A 15131-nucleotide genomic window follows, 5' to 3' on the forward strand; every position below is an offset into this window, starting at 1 on the left:
TGCAGGGGCCGGATCGCCGGCGCTTGGTCAGCCCCAGCGACGGAAGATCAGCGAAGTGTTGACCCCACCAAAGGCAAAGTTGTTGTTCATCACGTACTCGTGGCTCATGGTGCGAAAACCGCCGGTCAGGTAGTCCAGCTCGCCACAGCGCGGGTCGATGCGATCGAGGTTGAGGGTATGCACGTAGCGGTCGCTGTTCATCATCTCGATGCTGAACCACGACTCCAGTGCACCGCAGGCGCCCAAGGTGTGGCCTAGGAAACTCTTCTGCGAGCTGATGGGCATGCGTGGGCCGAACAGGCTGCTGGTGGCCAGGGTTTCGGCGATGTCACCCTGTTCGGTGGCGGTGCCGTGGCCGTTGACGTAGCCGATGGCGTCGGGTGCCAGGGCTGCGTCTTCCAGCGCCAGTTCCATGGCTCGGCGCATGGTGGCCTGCTCCGGTCGGGTGATGTGCTGGCCATCGGCATTGCTGCCAAAGCCCACCACCTCGGCATAGATCTTCGCCCCCCGCGCCAAGGCGTGCTCCAGCTCTTCGAGCACCAGCATCCCTGCGCCTTCGCCAATCACCAGGCCGTCGCGGTCGAGGTCGTAGGGCCTTGGGGTCAGGTGCGGCGTATCGTTCTTGAGGCTGGTGGCGTACAGCGCATCGAACACCATGGCTTCGGTGGGGCACAGCTCCTCGGCACCCCCGGCGAGCATCATCGGCAGACGACCGTACTTGATCGCCTCGTAGGCGTAGCCGATGCCCTGGCTGCCGCTGGTGCAGGCGCTGGAAGTGGGGATCAGGCGTCCGGTGAGGCCGAAGAAGATGCTGATATTGGCGGCAGTGGTGTGGGGCATCATGCGCACGTAGGAGTTGGCGTTCAGGCCGTCGGCCACTGCGTTCATCAGCATGTTGCCGAAGGTCTTGATCTCGTCGGTGCTGCCGGTGGATGAGCCGCAGGCTACCCCCATGCGCCCATCGCGGATGCTCGGGTCGTCGAGCAGCCCGGCGTCAGCCAGGGCGCGCTCGGCGCCAGCGACCGCCAGGCGCGAGACACGGCCCATGCTGCGCAGCTGCTTGCGGGTCCAGTGGCTGGGGACCTTGAAGTCATCGACCGGGCCTGCCAGGCGGGTATTGAGCTCTGCATAACGGTCCCATTCGTCCATGCGGCGGATCCCGCTGCGCTGGCTGGCGAAATGCCCGGCGATGGTGGCCCAGTCATTGCCCAAGGAGGTGATGCCGGCCATGCCGGTGACCACGACACGGCGCATCAGCACAACCCTCCATTGACCGCCAGGACCTGGCGGGTGATGTACGCGGCTTCAGGCGACATCAGGAAGTTCACCGCCCCGGCAACTTCTTCGGCCGTGCCCATGCGCCCGGCCGGGATCATCTTGAGCAACTCGTCCACGGGCACATGCTCGTCGAGCATGGCTGTGTCGATCAGGCCAGGGGCCACGCAGTTGACAGTGATGCGTCGTTTGCCCAGCTCGATGGCCAGCGCCTTGGCGGCGCCGATCAGGCCGGCTTTGGAGGCACTGTAGTTGACCTGGCCACGGTTGCCGATCAACCCCGACACCGAGGTGATGCAGACGATGCGGCCCGGCGCGCGGCGGCGGATCATGGGCATCGTCAGGGGATGCAAGACGTTGTAGAAGCCGTCCAGATTGGTGCGCATGACCTGGTCCCAATCCTCGTCGGTCAGTGCCGGGAACGCGCCGTCGCGGGTCAGCCCTGCGTTGCACACCACGCCATAGTAGGCACCGTGGGTTTCGACATCCTCTTCCAGGATGGTCTTGCACGCTGTGCGGTCAGCCACGTCGAATTGCAGCACCCGTGCCTGCTGGCCCAGAGCCCGGACCTCGGCGGCAACCGCGTCGGCTTCGGCACGGCCACTGCGGCAATGCAGCACCAGGTCGAAGCCTGCACGGGCCAGGCGCAGGGCGATGGCTCGGCCGATGCCGCGGCTGGAGCCTGTGACCAGGATGGTGTCAGTCATGGGGGGACTCCTCTGGGTCTGCCTCGGCCAGATAATGGGCGGTTTGCGGCGGGCGATAGACATTCAGGCGCGCGGTGGCATGGATGCCGGGGCCACGCAGGTGGCACTCGAACACACCCATGCCGCTGTCATCTTCCAGTGAACGCAGGGCGTGAAGGTGCAGTTCGGTGCCCGCCGGGAAGTGTTCTACATCGCAGCTGTACTTGCGGGTGCCGAGCAGGAAACCCAACTCCACCGGTTGGCCTTGTCGACGCGCCCGGCAACCGGCGAAGGCGGCCACTGTCTGGGCCATCAGTTCGATCCCGAACCATGCCGGCAGGCTGCCGTCGGCGCGATTGAACAGGCCGCCGTGGCGCACGGTGGCGCGAGCATGAATCTGCTCGTCGTCGCAGCTGTCGACCTGGTCGATCAGAATCATGTCGCCAGCGTGTGGCAACAGCTCGGCCAGTGGCCAGGGGATCATGCGGTGTCTCCGAGAATCAGACTGACATTGTTGCCGCCGAAGGCGAACGAATTGCTCATCAACCGGCGTGGGTGCTGCGCTGGCAGCCGTTGTTGGCCGTCGACGAGGTTCAGCGCTGCCAGTTCAGGGTCGCGCTGGCCATCCCACACGTGGGGCGGCAGCAGCCCCTCAGGGTTGTGCTCGCTCAGCGTCAGCCAGCAGAACGCGGCTTCGAGCGCGCCAGCAGCACCCAGGGTGTGACCGGTCATGGGCTTGCTCGACGAACACGGCAGGTCGGCGCCGAACAGTGCGCTGACGGCCAGGCTTTCCATGGCGTCATTATGCACCGTGGCGGTGCCATGCAGGTTGAGGTAGTCGATCTGCGTTGGGGCCAGGCCTGCATTGTCCAAGGCTTTGGCCATGCACTGCAAGGCGCCGGCGCCAGTCGGGTCTGGCGCTGATATGTGGTGAGCGTCGGAACTGGCGCCGGCCCCGAGCAAGGCGATGGAGGGGCCTTCGTTGTTGACTTCACGGGTCATCAGGAACAGCGCAGCGGCCTCACCGATATTGATGCCGTTGCGGTTGATCGAGAACGGGTTGCAGCGCTGCTCGCTGATCGCTTCCAGCGCGCTGAAGCCATTGAGCGTAAGACCGCACAGGCTGTCGACACCGCCGCACAGCACCGCATCGCAGATACCCTGTCGCAGCAGTCGGTGAGCGCTTGCCAGGGCGCGGCCGCTGGAGGTGCAAGCGGTGGAGATCACGTAGGCCGGGCCGCTCAGTTGCAACCAGTCCGCCAGGAAGTTGGCCGGTGCACTCAGGGCCTGCTGGGCGTAGCGGTAGTCGTCCGGAAAGTGCTGTTGCCGAAGGTAATGGGCAATGCTTTCGGTGGCTTCGGCGATCCCCGAGGTGCTGGTGCCCAGTATGACCGCCACCCGGTGTGCACCATGGCGTGCGATGGCCTGGCGGATGGCAGGCTCGATCTGCAGGGCGGCGCTGTACAGCAGTTGATTGTTGCGGCTGTGCTGGTCAGGCAAGGGCAGTACGGGCAGTTGGCCGGGCACGGCACCGACGGGAGGTCGGCGGTCGGGTATCCGGCCGTCCTCGGGCTGCACGCCCGAGCAGTCGCCTGCGAACAGGCGGGCGGCGACTTCGGCCTGGCCGTGGCCCAGCGCGCAGACCACGCCCAGGGCGTTGAGGTAGGCAGTCATGGCAGGTTCTCGCTGGGCAAAGGGGCAATTACATAACGCAGGCCCTCACCGAGGTTCAAGTCGAATCCATCGGCGTCTCGATAAGCGATGTGCCAGCGGTCTTCCAGCCAGCGTTGCCCGCGCTGTTGGCGAGCGCCGGGGTAGAGCGCCTGCAATTGCTCGCCCGGAGTCAGGGCGAACAGCACGGCGGCGAACAGCTCGCGCGCCGCTGGATTGGGCGGTAAAAGGCCATCCGCCTGCCAGCGCTGGTCTTCGAGCAACTGACGGGCCTGGGGAATGCCGAGCAGGTCGAGCAGCGACCAGCGCAGGTGGCCGTCTTCACGTTGAATCACCAGTAGCCAGTCTTGTTGCTGCCCGGCCTGTTCGCGCCGGACGTGCAACTGCTGCGGCAGGTCGAGCGTAGGCAGGTGTGCCGGCAATGGTGGGCGTGCGCTGCAAGCGCCCAGCAGCGCACAAAAGGCAATCAGCAGCAGCTGTTTCATGCGTGCTCCAGGGGTTTGGCCCATGGGGCCAGTATGAAACTGAACACCAGGCCCAGGCTTACCGCCAGGCCGAAATTGCTCACCGCCGGTGTGCTGGAAAGCGCCAGCAGACCGAACGACAGCCAGGTGGTGAGTGCGGCCAGCAGCGTGCCCAGCAGACTCACAGCGGCCCCGCCGATCTGCTCGTGCATGAGGATCGCGTAGTCGACGCTGATGGCGGTGACCAGCAACAGGCCGAACAGGCTGAACAAGGTCAGCGGTTGTCCCAGCCAGCCCAGGCAGGCCAGGCTGCACAGGGCTGCCAGCAACGGCAGGGCGACGATGCGCAGGGCACCCCGCAGGCCGAATGGCAGCACCAGCAACAGCAGGATCAGCACGCACGACAACAGCTTGAGCTCGGCGGCGCTGAGCTGGGTGGCGGCGAATAGCTGGTTCAGTTCGCCGAGACGGTCCACCAGTTGCACCCCCTCCAGATCGTCGGTCTGCACACGCAGCAGCGCAGTATCGTTCAGGCCCTGCAAGCTGACGATGGCGGCCACCCCCGAGTCGGTCCGCCCCAGCCACAATGGCCGCCAGGCTTCGCCCAGCGGTCCCGCCAGTACCTGTTCGACGGTCAGTGTGGGTAGTTGCAGCAGGTGGTTCAGCTCGTTCTCCAGCGCCGCCTGCGGCACACCTAGCGCCTGCAGCGGTTGCCAATGCTCGCGCAGGACGGCCAGTGCCTGTTGGGTCTGCTGTTGTTCTGCCGGGCTTGCGACGATCTGGTCCAGGCTCATGTAGCCCTTGAGCTTACCCAGTTCGACCAGCTCGTCGAGCTTGGCGGACAGCGTCCCCAGGCGGTCGAGCAACTGCTGCGGGTCGTGGCCACGTACCAGGTAGAACTGGCTGGTGGGTTGGTAGCCGGTGATCCGCGCCACTGCCTGGGCTTGCGCCAGCAACTGGGGTGGGCTGCTGACCCACTGGCGGATGTCATTGCGGCTGTCGAGGCGCCACAGGCCGGCAGCGCAGAACAGCATCACCAGGACCAGCAGCACGGCACTGGGCATTTTGCGCAGCAGGCGTTCACGCCAGCGCATGAGCGTTTCGGCGACCTGTAGCGGCCAGTGCGCCGGGCGTAGTGCCACACCGTTCAGCAGGGCCGGCAGCAGGCATACCGCGCAGAGGTAGGCTCCGAGCAGGCCCGCGGCGGAAAACGCGGCAATCTGGGTCAGCGCCGGGAAGGGCGTGAACGCCAGGGCAAGGTAGCCGATGCAACTGGTCGCCAGGCTCAGGCTCAGGCCTGGAAGTGTCAGGCGCAAGGCGGGCCAGCTACGCCAGGGCTTGAGGCTCCAGCTCTTGGACAGATAGTGCAAAGGGTAGTCCACGGCTACACCAATCAGGCTCGAGCCCAGGACCAGCGTCATGACATGGATCTGGTCGAACAGCGCTACGCACACCACCGTCCCGAAGAGCACTCCCACCAGCACGGGAACGAAGGCCAACAGCCCGCGCCAGCGGCGAAACGCCAGCAGTAGCAACAGCAGAATGGCAAGGGTTGCGCCGCCACCGACCCAGGTGATTTCGCGGCTGGCTTGCTGTTGCCCGGCGGCGGCATACAGCAAGCCACTGGCGGCGACCAGTTGGGCGCCGGATTGCTCCGCTTGTTGGCGACTCTTGTCCACCAGGTCGGCCACTTGCAGCGGCAGGTTCAAGTCGAACGCATTGCCCTCGGTGCGTGCGCGCAGCAGCACCCAGTGCAGGCCCTCGGCGCTGGCCACCAGCGCGCCGCTGGCGGTATCCAGTTCTACGTTCGGCGGTTTCGGTTGGCTGGCCTGGATGCGCCCGGTCAGGCCTAGCCAGTCGTCCTGGCTGGGTACCAGGCTGAAACCGGTGAAGGGGTCGAACAGGCTTTGCACGCGCTGCTCGATGAAAACGTCTGGCTGGAGGCGCAGTTGCTGGCGGTCCTGGGGCGCAAGCATGGCCAGCCGCCCTTGCAGCAGCTGTTCGCGCACGGCGGCGAGGTCGGTTTGCAGGTTCCACTGCACCCTGCTGAATAAACCGCTGGCTTGCCACTGCGCGGCCAGATGCTCGGCGAGGGCGAGTGCCTGCTGGCGTTCGGTGTGGCCAACCAGCACCAGTATTTCGCGGTTGAGCGGCTCTTGTATGCGCAGTTCGGCGCGTTTGACCAGCGGGTCTTGGGTAGCGCCGGGCACCAGTGTCATCAGGTCGGCCGACATCGGCGCCCCACGGTGCCACTGCCAGCCAGCGACCGCGAGCACAATGAGCAACAACCCCAGGAAGGCGCGTGGGAGCAGGCGTTCAATCGGCAAGATCGCGGCGCTCCCTGTCGCTCAGGGCAGTCTCGGCGCTGCTTTCAGGCATGCGCAGGACGGTGCTGTCGCCTTGGGTTTCGCTGAGCTCGATGCGCTCGACGAACGAGCCACCGCTGATTTCGATGGCGCTGAATACCTGCTTGAGCAGCAGCGAGCGAGGCGTCAGGTGCAATGTCCAGTGCGCGGCATCGCCCGACAGGCTCAGGTCGAAGTCGCGTTGCAGGCCACTGCTGTCGCCCTGCAGTACGGCAAAGAACAGGCGGTTTTGTTCGGCTCCAGCGCTGCGGCTGGGCAATGTTTGCCAGCCGCTCGGATCGCGGCGGGCGATGCCGTCGGCGCGAATGCGGTAATCCTGGCGCAGCGGGGTTTGCAGCAGCCATAGCAGGCCGTGGTCGCGGGCCAGGATGAAGTGGCCCTTGCTCAGCAGTGGCTGGGGCAGGGCGCGCAGGTGCTTTTCCTGGATGAACGGGCCTTTGACGACCGCGGGCGTGCTGAGCTGTTTTTGCAGATCGTCCAGGCTGAATGCCAGGGTCAGCGGGCTGATGAACAGCAGGACGAGGACGGTGAGCGTGCACAACAGCGGGTGGACAGGGGTGGCGTGAGCAGGTGGCGCCGCGTCGCGCCTCTGTCGCGACGCAAGGCCACTCCCACGGAATCCGCGCAGTGGCTTCAGGCGTGTCGTGACGAGTCGATTCATGAGAGTACCTTGGCTACCGCGTCGAGCATCACCTGCGGCGAGGCCAGTTGCATCTCGCCGCTTTCCACATGTACGGCGACCTGCACGGTGCTGGCGCGGGTCATGCGCTCGCCCGTCTCGGCATCGCTGATCAGGTAATGGATCTTCAGGCGGTTTTCCCATTCCACCAAGCTGGCACGCACCTTCAGGCGCTGGCCGAAGGTGGCGCCGCGGATGTAGCGCAGCTGCAGGTCGATCACCGGCCAGATGTAGCCGCTGGCGTGCATTTGCAGGTAATTGTGCTCGAGTCGGTCGAGCAGCGCGCAGCGGGCCACTTCGAGGTATTTGACGTAGTGACCGTGCCAGACGATGTGCATGCTGTCGACGTCGAAGAAGGGTACGACGATTTCGCTGTCGACATGGAAGACGCCGGGGTTACGCATGCAACCTCCAGTGGCGCTGGGCGATGCGTTGCAGGCACAGGCGCAAGTCGCTTTCCAGGGCACGGTCTTCGACGACCGGAGCGAACTCCGCCACCAGCGCTTGATGCATCTGAGCCAAGGCTGGCGGCAACGGCCGTGCGTTGTCCTGGCGGCCACGCAGCCACACGCCCTGGTTGGCTGCCAGCAAGGCTGCGGCGGCGACCTGTTCGGTCAGCTCCAGCACCCGCAAGGCGTCACGGGCGGCGATGGTGCCCATGCTCACCTTGTCCTGGTTGTGGCATTCGGTGGAGCGCGAGAACACGCTGGCTGGCATGGTCTGCTTGAGTGCTTCGGCAGTCCAGGCGCTGGCACCGATCTGCACGGCCTTGAAACCGTGGTTGAGCATGGCTCGGTCGGCTTCGGCGCCGGACAGGTTGCTGGGCAGGCCATGGTTGTAACGTACGTCCACCAACAATGCGAGCTGGCGGTCGAGCAGGTCGGCGACGTTGGCGACCAGGGTCTTGAGGCTGTCCATGGCGAAGGCGATATGACCGCCATAGAAGTGCCCACCATGCAGCACCCGCTCGGCGTCGCCGTCGATGATCGGGTTGTCGTTGGCGCTGTTGAGCTCCGTCTCGATGAAGCCGCGCAGCCAGCCCAGGCTGTCGGCCAGCACGCCCAGCACATGGGGTGCGCAGCGCAGCGAATAGCGGTCCTGCAGACGATGCAGGGACGGTAACGGTGCGTCGATGGCGAGGTCCTGGCGGAGCCAGGCGGCAACCTGCATCTGTCCAGGGTGCGGCTTGGCGGCGAACAGGCGCTCGTCGAAATGCTCGGGATTGCCTTGCAGGCCAATGACGTTGAGGGCGGTGATGCGCGTAGCCAGTTTCAGCAGGTAGTCGGCGCGGGCAAACGCCAGGCAGGCCAGGCCGGTCATCACCGCGGTGCCGTTCATCAGCGCCAGGGCTTCCTTGGGCCGCAGCACCAGTGGCTGCCAGCCCAGTTCGCGGTGCACGTCAGCGCTGCCACGGCGTTGACCTTGGTACATCACCTCGCGCTCGCCGGCCAACGTGGCCGCGACGTAGGACAGTGGCGTCAAGTCTCCGCTGGCGCCCACCGAGCCTTCTTCGGGAATCAGTGGGAGGATGTCGTGAGCGAGGAAATCACGCAGACGTTCGAGCAACTCCAGGCGCACCCCCGATACGCCGTGGCTCAGCGATCGCAGGCGGGCAGCCAGCACGGCGCGGGTTGCAGGGGCGTCCAGCAGGCGGCCCAGGCCACACCCATGGAAGGTGTAAAGGTGTTGTGGCAGGGCCTCCACATGCTCAAGCGGCACGGCGACCACGCAGGAGTCGCCGTAGCCGGTGGTTACGCCGTAGATTACGCCTTCCTTGTCCAGCAAGGTGTCCAGGAACCGCGCACCACGCGCGATACGCTCGCGGTACCGGGCATCGTCCTGCAGCCGCGCCGAGGCGCGGCACTCGGCCAGGGCCAGGATGTCTTCGATCGCCAGCGGCGACTCGCCGAACGTGACAGGTTCATGCGGATGCATCGTCATCGGTCTTCCAGAAGGGGTAGAAGTTGAACCACTGCAATGGCGCCTGGCTGCAGTATTGGCCCAGGCGTTCGGCATAGCGTGAGGCCCACTGGGCAATCACCTGGTCACGCTGGCCGCGGCGCCACTGCAGACGCTCGGCGAAGGGCTCCAGGGTGATGCGGTAGCGGCCTTGGCGCTTCAGGCAGAACAGTAGGTTGACCGGGCAATCGAGCAGGCCGGCCAGCAGCCAGGGGCCTTGCGGGAATGGCGCGGGCTGGCCGAGGAAGTCCACCTCGACCGTACGTGTGCCGTGCAGCGGCACGCGGTCGCCGGCAATGGCCAGCCACTCGCCGCGCTCCAGGCGCTCGGAGAGTTGCAGCATCACTGCCGGGTCCAGTTCGCTGACCTGGATCAGTCGCAGGTTGGTCGCGCCGGCCTCGCCCAGCAGGCGGTTGAAGCGCTCGGCATGGCGGGTGTGGACCAGCACGTTCATGGTCACCTGCTCGCCGATTTCAGCCAAGGCGCGGCACACTTCAAGATTACCCAGGTGCGCACCCACCAGCATCTGACCGCGCTCGCCGCGCAGTTGCTGACGCAGATGAGCGGGGTCGACGATGTCGATGTCTTCCAGCCGCAGCCGGCCATTCCATACGTCGAGCTTGTCCAGCAGGGCGTCGGCGAAGGCCATGAACTGGCGAAATACCTGGCGTTGGCTGGGCGCTGGGGTTTGCCCGCCATTCCAGCGATGCAGTCGCTGCTGGTACTGCCAGGCGCTGCGCCGGGCGCGGCGGCCGAACACGAAGAAGTAGGCGACGATGATGCGTATCAGGGGGCCGAGCACACGCCGGCCACACAGCCGCACCAGGGCAGCGGTCAGTTTCATCAGCCAGAAACTGCCACGCTCCTGCTGATCGGCCCAGTGTTGCGAAGGATTGCTGCTCATCCACGCCACCTGCGCCAGAGAATCAGCGGTGCGCGCAGCAGCATGCCGAAGAACAGCTTGGCGTGCATTTTCGAGATCAGCGCATTGTCATGGAACAGGCGAAAGTGCGACAGGCCGTCCTGCGGGTAATGGACCCTGGTCGGCAGCCAGCGCATCGGCTGGTCGCGCCACGACAGGCGTACGAGAATCTCGGGGTCGAAGTCCATGCGCCGGCCGAGTTTGACGCTATCGATCATCGCCAGGGTTGGCGGCAGCGGGTACACGCGAAAGCCGCACATCGAGTCCGGTATCTGCAGCGACAGGCTGTTGATCCATACCCACACGTGGGTGAGGTAACGGGCATACAGACGGCCCTTGGGCACGCTGGCGTCGTACTGTGGATAACCGCATACCAGCGCCTGTGGATAAGCCTGCGACTGTTCGAGGAAGCGGCGAACATCGGTCAGGTCATGCTGGCCGTCGGCGTCCACTTGCAAGGCATGGCTGAACCCCAGCTGTGAAGCTTCACGCAGCCCGGCCATGACCGCGCCACCTTTGCCCTGGTTGGTCGCGAGCGTGACCAGGTGCACGTCAGGATGCAGGGCCAGTTGGCGCAGCACCTGGGCGCAAGGCGCATGACTGGCGTCGTCGACCAACACGCAGGGCAGGCCCGCGTCAAGCAAGTCGGCCACCACTGCTGGAACGGCCAGTTCGTGGTTGTACACCGGGATCACCGCGCAAGGCTTATGCACAGGCAGTCTCCATCAGGATGCGGCCACTGGAGCAGGCCTGCCCGGCGCAGCTGTAGGCGAAATACAGTTTGCCGCGCTCACCATCCCAGCGCAGGTTCAGCACCAGTTCATCGCCAGGGCGCACCACATGCTGGAACTTGAGCACTTCCATGCCGGCGAAGCGGTAGCCCGGCAGCAGGTGTTCGCTGGCCAGGGCGATGGCCCAGTCGATCTGCACCACGCCGGGCAGCACCGGGGCTTCTGGGAAGTGACCGGCAAAGCATGCCAGGTCCACGGGGACGACCAGGGTCAGGTGCAGTTCATCGCCTTCATGGCGCTGCTCCAACACCTCAGGCGTCATGTTGCGCGGCGCCAGCAACAAGGCCTGGACGTCGGCCCGTGGCAGTTTGCCCTGCGCATTGAGCGGCAGTTGCCGCAGCAACCGCCAGCGTCGTGGCAGGGCCAAGGGCTCGCAATGCCCCGCCAGGTGCGCCCGCAGGCGCTCGACCAACGCCTTGCGGCCCTTGCTGCGCAGCGCGTGCAGGCCAGAGGGGGTCAGCACTACCAGCGCGGCGAGGTAGGCGCGGCCGTGTTCGACCATGCCCAGCCGGGCTTCACCGACCCAGGCGTGGGCGCATAGCGCCTGTTCGAGCATGGGCAGGGAGATGCGTTTCTCTTCCAGCTTGACGATGCGGTCGAGACGGCCGAGCAGATGGAAGCGCCCGTCATCGGCGAACGCGACGGCGTCAGCACTCTGCTCGACATGGCCTGCGGGTAAGTATGGCGAAGCGATGCACAAGGCGCCTCGTGCGTCCTGGCTCAGGCGTACATCGGCAAATGGCTGCCACAATGCTTCACCCTGACGCCAGGCAATACCACCTGTCTCCGAGCTGCCGAGGATTTCCGTCGGCCATTGGCCCAGACGCTGCTGCAGGCGATGGGCGGCGTCGGCCGGCAATTCACCGCCGGAGGAAAACACCTGGCGGACCTGGCCCAGGGCTGCCCAGTCGAGATTGTCGCCCATGCGCTTGAGCAGGGCCGGGCTGGCCACCCAGGCGAAGGCAGGATGGGCCAGGCTGGCGCGCTGCAAGTCTTCAGGGAAGGGCAATTGGCGCCGTTCGAAGCCGCGCCCGGCACACAGCGGCCAGAGCACGCGGAACAACAGCCCGTAGATGTGCTGGGTGGCGACACTGCCGACGATCCATGCATCGCCCAGGGTGTGGCCCCACAGTCGCTCCAGGGCCTGGACTTCATTGGCCAGCTGACGAAGGCACTTGTCGATGCGCTTGGGTTCGCCGCTGGAGCCAGAAGTGCACAGGCTGATGCGGCATCGGTCCAGGTCGAGGTCGGCAGGCGTTAGCGGCTCGCCGAGCAAGGAGGCGAAGTCCAGGTCACCGGGCTGGTCGCTGAGCCACAGGTCTACCTGACTGTGCCAGCGCTCGCGGGTCGCCGGTTGCAGGTCCGAAGGCAGCAACACCTCGACATCGGCGCGCCAGGCACCCAGCAAGGCGGCGGCGAGTTCGGCAGCATCTTCCAGGTGCACAGCCAGCTGTTTCACGCCACGCTGGCGCAGGCCGCCGGCCAGGCGCAGTGCCTGTTGGCTCAACTGGGCATGATCCAGGCTCGGGCACTGGCTCACCTGGCGCGGCGCATCCAGCGGGCGCAGCAGGTGTTCGAGGTTGATCCAGTTCATGAGCGTCCTCGCACACGTTGTCTTACCCACCATTCGACCGCGAACAGCAGCCCCATTGCGGCATAGGCGATCACGCCGTTGTACAGCGTCCACCAGCGCAGTGGCGCCCACAGGGTCAGGCTCGCGGCGATCAGGCCGTTGATCACGAAAAACAGGCACCATACCTGCGTTACCTGGCGGGTGTAGTGCACCGCTGCCGGGGGAAGTTGCGGCTCCTGCAGACGGGCCAGGCGCTCGACCAGCGGCATGCCGTGCACCAGGCTGGTGCCGAACAGGACGAGCATGAAGGCATTGACCAGCACTGGGTACCAGCGCAGCAGCTGCTGGCTGTCGGACAGACCCAGGGCGGCGCAGAACGCCAGCGCCGCCGCGGCCATCCACACAGCGCCCGGGCGACGTGGCGTACTCAGCGCACGGGCCAGCCACAGGGCGCCAAGCAGCACGCCGAACTGCCAGGGGGCGAAACGGGCCATGCCGAAATGCACCGCGAAGGGATACAGCACGCCGGCCAGCAACAGGCCGAGGCCGATCAGTCGCTTCATGCCGCGGTGTTGACCAGGCGGTACACCGCTTCGACCACGTCATTGACGGTACGCACTGCCTTGAAGTCTTCGGCGGCGATTTTCTTTCCGGTCTGGCGCTTGATGTGGTCGAGCAGGTCGATGGCATCGATGCTGTCGATTTCCAGGTCCTGGTACAGGTTGGCATCGAGGTTGATGCTGGCGGGGTCGAGCTCGAACAGCTCGACCAGGGCGTCGCGCAGGGTATTGAAGATATCTTCGCGGGTTTGCATGGTGCAGTCTCAGGCAGCCTTACGGGCAGTGACGAACGCGGCCAAGGTGGCGACGTTACGGAAATGGTTGCGGGTGTCCTTGGCATCGGCGTCGATCTTGAAGCCATAGCGCTTCTGCAGTGCCAGGCCCAATTCCAGTGCATCCACCGAGTCCAGGCCCAGGCCTTCGCCAAACAGCGGTTGCTGGTCGTCGATGTCCTGCACGCCGATGTCTTCAAGGCCGAGGGCGTCGATGATCAGTTGCTTGAGGTCACGGTGCAGGTCGTGTTGTGGATCGCTCATCTGTGGCGAGCTCCTTGAGGTAGTACTGATGCAGGTAGTCGTTCAGCTTGCGTGATGCTTGAGGCGCCGGCCCCTGTGTGGCGAAGGCCTGAGGGTCGATATCGGCGCCGACCGTGAGGGTGAAGTGCACGCGACGGCTGGGGATGCGGTACCAGGGTTCGTTCTTGGTCAGGGTGGTCGGGCTGACCTTGATGGTCACCGGCGTGATGATATTCGCACCCCGCAAGGCAATCGCGGCGGCGCCGCGATGAAAGGCCGGTACCTGGCCGGGCGGGGTGCGCGTACCTTCCGGGAATATGATCAACGGCTGTCCTTGGCGCAACACGTCCACGGCTTCTTCGAGCATGTCCATGCTGCCGTCGTTGCCAATGTACTGGGCCTCGCCGACCGGGCCACGGGTGAATGGGTTGTCGAACAGGCTGTGCTTGACCACGCAATTGGCCTGGCGCACCAGGCCGATGAGAAAGACCACATCGATCAGCGACGGGTGGTTGGCGATGATCAGCTGACCAGGGCGGCCCAGGCGTTCGGCGCCAATGACCTGGTAGGTCAAGACGCCAGCGCCCTTCATGAAGCGAATGAAGTGCCAGAACAGCCAACCGATGGTTTGCCGGGCACGCTGGCGGTGGCGTTCGCGACCGCCCGGCATACAGGCCAACAGGGGGAACACCAGCAGCCGCAGGCACAGGCCGCCGAGCCCAAATACGGCAAAGCTCAAGGCGGTGGCCAGCAGGCGCCAGTAGTAGGCATCGCGGGGGCGGTTCACGGCTGTCGTTGCCAGGTCCATACACGACGCTTCACGGTGTGGGTGACGGTATTCTGGTCGGTCAGCGAAGCACGCAGCCAGCTCAGGGCATGGGGCAATGCGGTGCCTTGGCCCGCCGGCGTCTGGCCCAGGGTGAGCTGCCATTGTTGGCCGGATGTCAGCAACAGGCCCAGGGCGTAGGAAAAGGGTACGTCGTCGATCCAGTTGCGGTAGGCCTCGGGTGGTCGCTCTTCGGTGATGATCAGCAGCACGGCCGGGGCGCCCTCGGCCAGCAAGGCCGCAGCTTCGATCACGCCCTGCTCGAAGCCATCCTGCTCGGCTGCCAGCGCGGTCATCTCGCTGGTTTCACTGCGCATGATCGACCACAGGCCGATCACCGCATTGTGCACCGACAGGCTGAACTGGGTGGGCGACAGCGGCTGTTGCTCGGCCAGCTCGCTGAGCATCGCGAAGGTCCGTGGGGTTTCTCCATGGCGCGAGACGAACACCAGCGGCAGTGCATCGTGGCCCTCGGCCAGCGGCCAGCCGACGGCAAATGCCATGCGGGCCAGCAGGCTCAGGCGACGGCGCTGCATGGCCGGCAAAAACGAAACATCGGGAGGCGGCCCGTCGCTCTGCGACGGCTGCGTGCCGTGTGCCCAGGCGTGCCAGTCGGCAGGTGTCTGCAACCCTGGGGACCAGGCGCGCCATTGGCTGATATCGAAGCTGATCACGATAGTGTTGACTTTCCGCCCTGAGGAACTTCCTTGTCGAGGGAATCACTCGAAACAACGACCTGACAGGGTTGGCGCAATCGCCGAGTGGCGCGCATTATCCCGGTGCTGGCGGCGTGTAGCAAATGTTGGTTAGCTGATTGCCATCAGACAATGGGCAGAGGCGATTG

17 protein-coding genes are annotated in these 15131 nt (G+C 65.4%); all 17 read right to left on the reverse strand.

The features are described 5' to 3' along the window. Positions 1–27: 27 nt before the first annotated feature. From P3R38_RS01625 to P3R38_RS01705, 17 genes are read right to left on the reverse strand one after another with little or no spacing between them, the layout of a single operon-like run. Positions 28–1254, reverse strand: coding sequence for a beta-ketoacyl-ACP synthase (locus P3R38_RS01625; protein WP_023378238.1), 1227 nt, complete (start codon positions 1252–1254; stop codon positions 28–30). Continuing rightward, entirely contained in the window at positions 1254–1982 is a 729-nt protein-coding gene (gene fabG / locus P3R38_RS01630; RefSeq protein WP_023378239.1) for a 3-oxoacyl-ACP reductase FabG, read from the reverse strand. Before fabG ends, P3R38_RS01625 begins: the two co-directional genes overlap by 1 nt. After that, positions 1975–2445, reverse strand: coding sequence for a hotdog family protein (locus P3R38_RS01635; RefSeq protein ID WP_023378240.1), 471 nt, complete (start codon positions 2443–2445; stop codon positions 1975–1977). The genes fabG and P3R38_RS01635 overlap by 8 nt, the downstream gene beginning before the upstream one ends. Then, positions 2442–3635, reverse strand: coding sequence for a beta-ketoacyl-[acyl-carrier-protein] synthase family protein (locus tag P3R38_RS01640; RefSeq protein ID WP_277686769.1), 1194 nt, complete (start codon positions 3633–3635; stop codon positions 2442–2444). The genes P3R38_RS01635 and P3R38_RS01640 overlap by 4 nt, the downstream gene beginning before the upstream one ends. Beyond that, positions 3632–4117, reverse strand: a complete 486-nt coding sequence (locus P3R38_RS01645; protein ID WP_277686770.1) for a hypothetical protein — start codon at positions 4115–4117, stop codon at positions 3632–3634. Before P3R38_RS01645 ends, P3R38_RS01640 begins: the two co-directional genes overlap by 4 nt. Beyond that, positions 4114–6423, reverse strand: coding sequence for an MMPL family transporter (locus P3R38_RS01650; RefSeq protein WP_277686771.1), 2310 nt, complete (start codon positions 6421–6423; stop codon positions 4114–4116). The genes P3R38_RS01645 and P3R38_RS01650 overlap by 4 nt, the downstream gene beginning before the upstream one ends. Further along, positions 6413–7123, reverse strand: a complete 711-nt coding sequence (locus P3R38_RS01655; protein WP_277686772.1) for an outer membrane lipoprotein carrier protein LolA — start codon at positions 7121–7123, stop codon at positions 6413–6415. The genes P3R38_RS01650 and P3R38_RS01655 overlap by 11 nt, the downstream gene beginning before the upstream one ends. Continuing rightward, positions 7120–7545: an acyl-CoA thioesterase gene (locus P3R38_RS01660; RefSeq protein WP_023378245.1), complete on the reverse strand. Its 426-nt coding sequence runs from the start codon at positions 7543–7545 to the stop codon at positions 7120–7122. The genes P3R38_RS01655 and P3R38_RS01660 overlap by 4 nt, the downstream gene beginning before the upstream one ends. Further along, positions 7538–9082 carry an aromatic amino acid ammonia-lyase gene (locus P3R38_RS01665; RefSeq protein WP_104883040.1) on the reverse strand — a complete coding sequence of 515 codons (1545 nt, stop codon included), beginning with the start codon at positions 9080–9082 and terminating at the stop codon, positions 7538–7540. Before P3R38_RS01665 ends, P3R38_RS01660 begins: the two co-directional genes overlap by 8 nt. Continuing rightward, positions 9063–10004, reverse strand: a complete 942-nt coding sequence (locus tag P3R38_RS01670; protein ID WP_023378247.1) for a hypothetical protein — start codon at positions 10002–10004, stop codon at positions 9063–9065. Before P3R38_RS01670 ends, P3R38_RS01665 begins: the two co-directional genes overlap by 20 nt. Then, positions 10001–10735 (reverse strand): glycosyltransferase family 2 protein, encoded by a 735-nt coding sequence (locus P3R38_RS01675; protein ID WP_277686773.1) that lies wholly within the window; start codon positions 10733–10735, stop codon positions 10001–10003. The genes P3R38_RS01670 and P3R38_RS01675 overlap by 4 nt, the downstream gene beginning before the upstream one ends. Continuing rightward, on the reverse strand, positions 10728–12407 hold the full coding sequence (locus P3R38_RS01680) for an AMP-binding protein (RefSeq protein WP_027907919.1): 1680 nt from the start codon (positions 12405–12407) through the stop codon (positions 10728–10730). Before P3R38_RS01680 ends, P3R38_RS01675 begins: the two co-directional genes overlap by 8 nt. Beyond that, complete coding sequence (locus P3R38_RS01685; RefSeq protein WP_027907920.1) at positions 12404–12949, reverse strand: membrane protein; 546 nt, start codon at positions 12947–12949, stop codon at positions 12404–12406. The genes P3R38_RS01680 and P3R38_RS01685 overlap by 4 nt, the downstream gene beginning before the upstream one ends. Then, positions 12946–13200 (reverse strand): acyl carrier protein, encoded by a 255-nt coding sequence (locus P3R38_RS01690; RefSeq protein WP_023378251.1) that lies wholly within the window; start codon positions 13198–13200, stop codon positions 12946–12948. The genes P3R38_RS01685 and P3R38_RS01690 overlap by 4 nt, the downstream gene beginning before the upstream one ends. A gap of 9 nt (positions 13201–13209) precedes the next feature. Next, a complete protein-coding gene (locus P3R38_RS01695; RefSeq protein ID WP_023378252.1) occupies positions 13210–13482 on the reverse strand; it encodes a phosphopantetheine-binding protein in 273 nt (90 codons plus the stop codon). After that, positions 13451–14269 carry a lysophospholipid acyltransferase family protein gene (locus P3R38_RS01700; RefSeq protein ID WP_023378253.1) on the reverse strand — a complete coding sequence of 273 codons (819 nt, stop codon included), beginning with the start codon at positions 14267–14269 and terminating at the stop codon, positions 13451–13453. The genes P3R38_RS01695 and P3R38_RS01700 overlap by 32 nt, the downstream gene beginning before the upstream one ends. Further along, complete coding sequence (locus P3R38_RS01705; protein WP_023378254.1) at positions 14245–14961, reverse strand: beta-ketoacyl synthase chain length factor; 717 nt, start codon at positions 14959–14961, stop codon at positions 14245–14247. Before P3R38_RS01705 ends, P3R38_RS01700 begins: the two co-directional genes overlap by 25 nt. Positions 14962–15131 lie beyond the last annotated feature (170 nt).

Origin of the sequence: Pseudomonas sp. NyZ480, from assembly GCF_029537255.1 — a bacterium.
Classification (GTDB): Bacteria; Pseudomonadota; Gammaproteobacteria; order Pseudomonadales; family Pseudomonadaceae; genus Aquipseudomonas; species Aquipseudomonas taiwanensis.

Excerpts from the sequence above, each read along its gene's own strand:
- P3R38_RS01700 (WP_023378253.1), bottom strand. The coding sequence starts at position 14,269 with ATGGACCTGGCAACGACAGCCGTGAACCGCCCCCGCGATGCCTACTAC.
- P3R38_RS01660 (WP_023378245.1), bottom strand. The coding sequence starts at position 7,545 with ATGCGTAACCCCGGCGTCTTCCATGTCGACAGCGAAATCGTCGTACCC.
- P3R38_RS01625 (WP_023378238.1), bottom strand. The coding sequence starts at position 1,254 with ATGCGCCGTGTCGTGGTCACCGGCATGGCCGGCATCACCTCCTTGGGC.
- P3R38_RS01680 (WP_027907919.1), bottom strand. The coding sequence starts at position 12,407 with ATGAACTGGATCAACCTCGAACACCTGCTGCGCCCGCTGGATGCGCCG.
- P3R38_RS01695 (WP_023378252.1), bottom strand. The coding sequence starts at position 13,482 with ATGAGCGATCCACAACACGACCTGCACCGTGACCTCAAGCAACTGATC.
- P3R38_RS01685 (WP_027907920.1), bottom strand. The coding sequence starts at position 12,949 with ATGAAGCGACTGATCGGCCTCGGCCTGTTGCTGGCCGGCGTGCTGTAT.
- fabG (WP_023378239.1), bottom strand. The coding sequence starts at position 1,982 with ATGACTGACACCATCCTGGTCACAGGCTCCAGCCGCGGCATCGGCCGA.
- P3R38_RS01635 (WP_023378240.1), bottom strand. The coding sequence starts at position 2,445 with ATGATCCCCTGGCCACTGGCCGAGCTGTTGCCACACGCTGGCGACATG.
- P3R38_RS01640 (WP_277686769.1), bottom strand. The coding sequence starts at position 3,635 with ATGACTGCCTACCTCAACGCCCTGGGCGTGGTCTGCGCGCTGGGCCAC.
- P3R38_RS01665 (WP_104883040.1), bottom strand. The coding sequence starts at position 9,082 with ATGACGATGCATCCGCATGAACCTGTCACGTTCGGCGAGTCGCCGCTG.
- P3R38_RS01670 (WP_023378247.1), bottom strand. The coding sequence starts at position 10,004 with ATGAGCAGCAATCCTTCGCAACACTGGGCCGATCAGCAGGAGCGTGGC.
- P3R38_RS01645 (WP_277686770.1), bottom strand. The coding sequence starts at position 4,117 with ATGAAACAGCTGCTGCTGATTGCCTTTTGTGCGCTGCTGGGCGCTTGC.
- P3R38_RS01690 (WP_023378251.1), bottom strand. The coding sequence starts at position 13,200 with ATGCAAACCCGCGAAGATATCTTCAATACCCTGCGCGACGCCCTGGTC.
- P3R38_RS01655 (WP_277686772.1), bottom strand. The coding sequence starts at position 7,123 with ATGAATCGACTCGTCACGACACGCCTGAAGCCACTGCGCGGATTCCGT.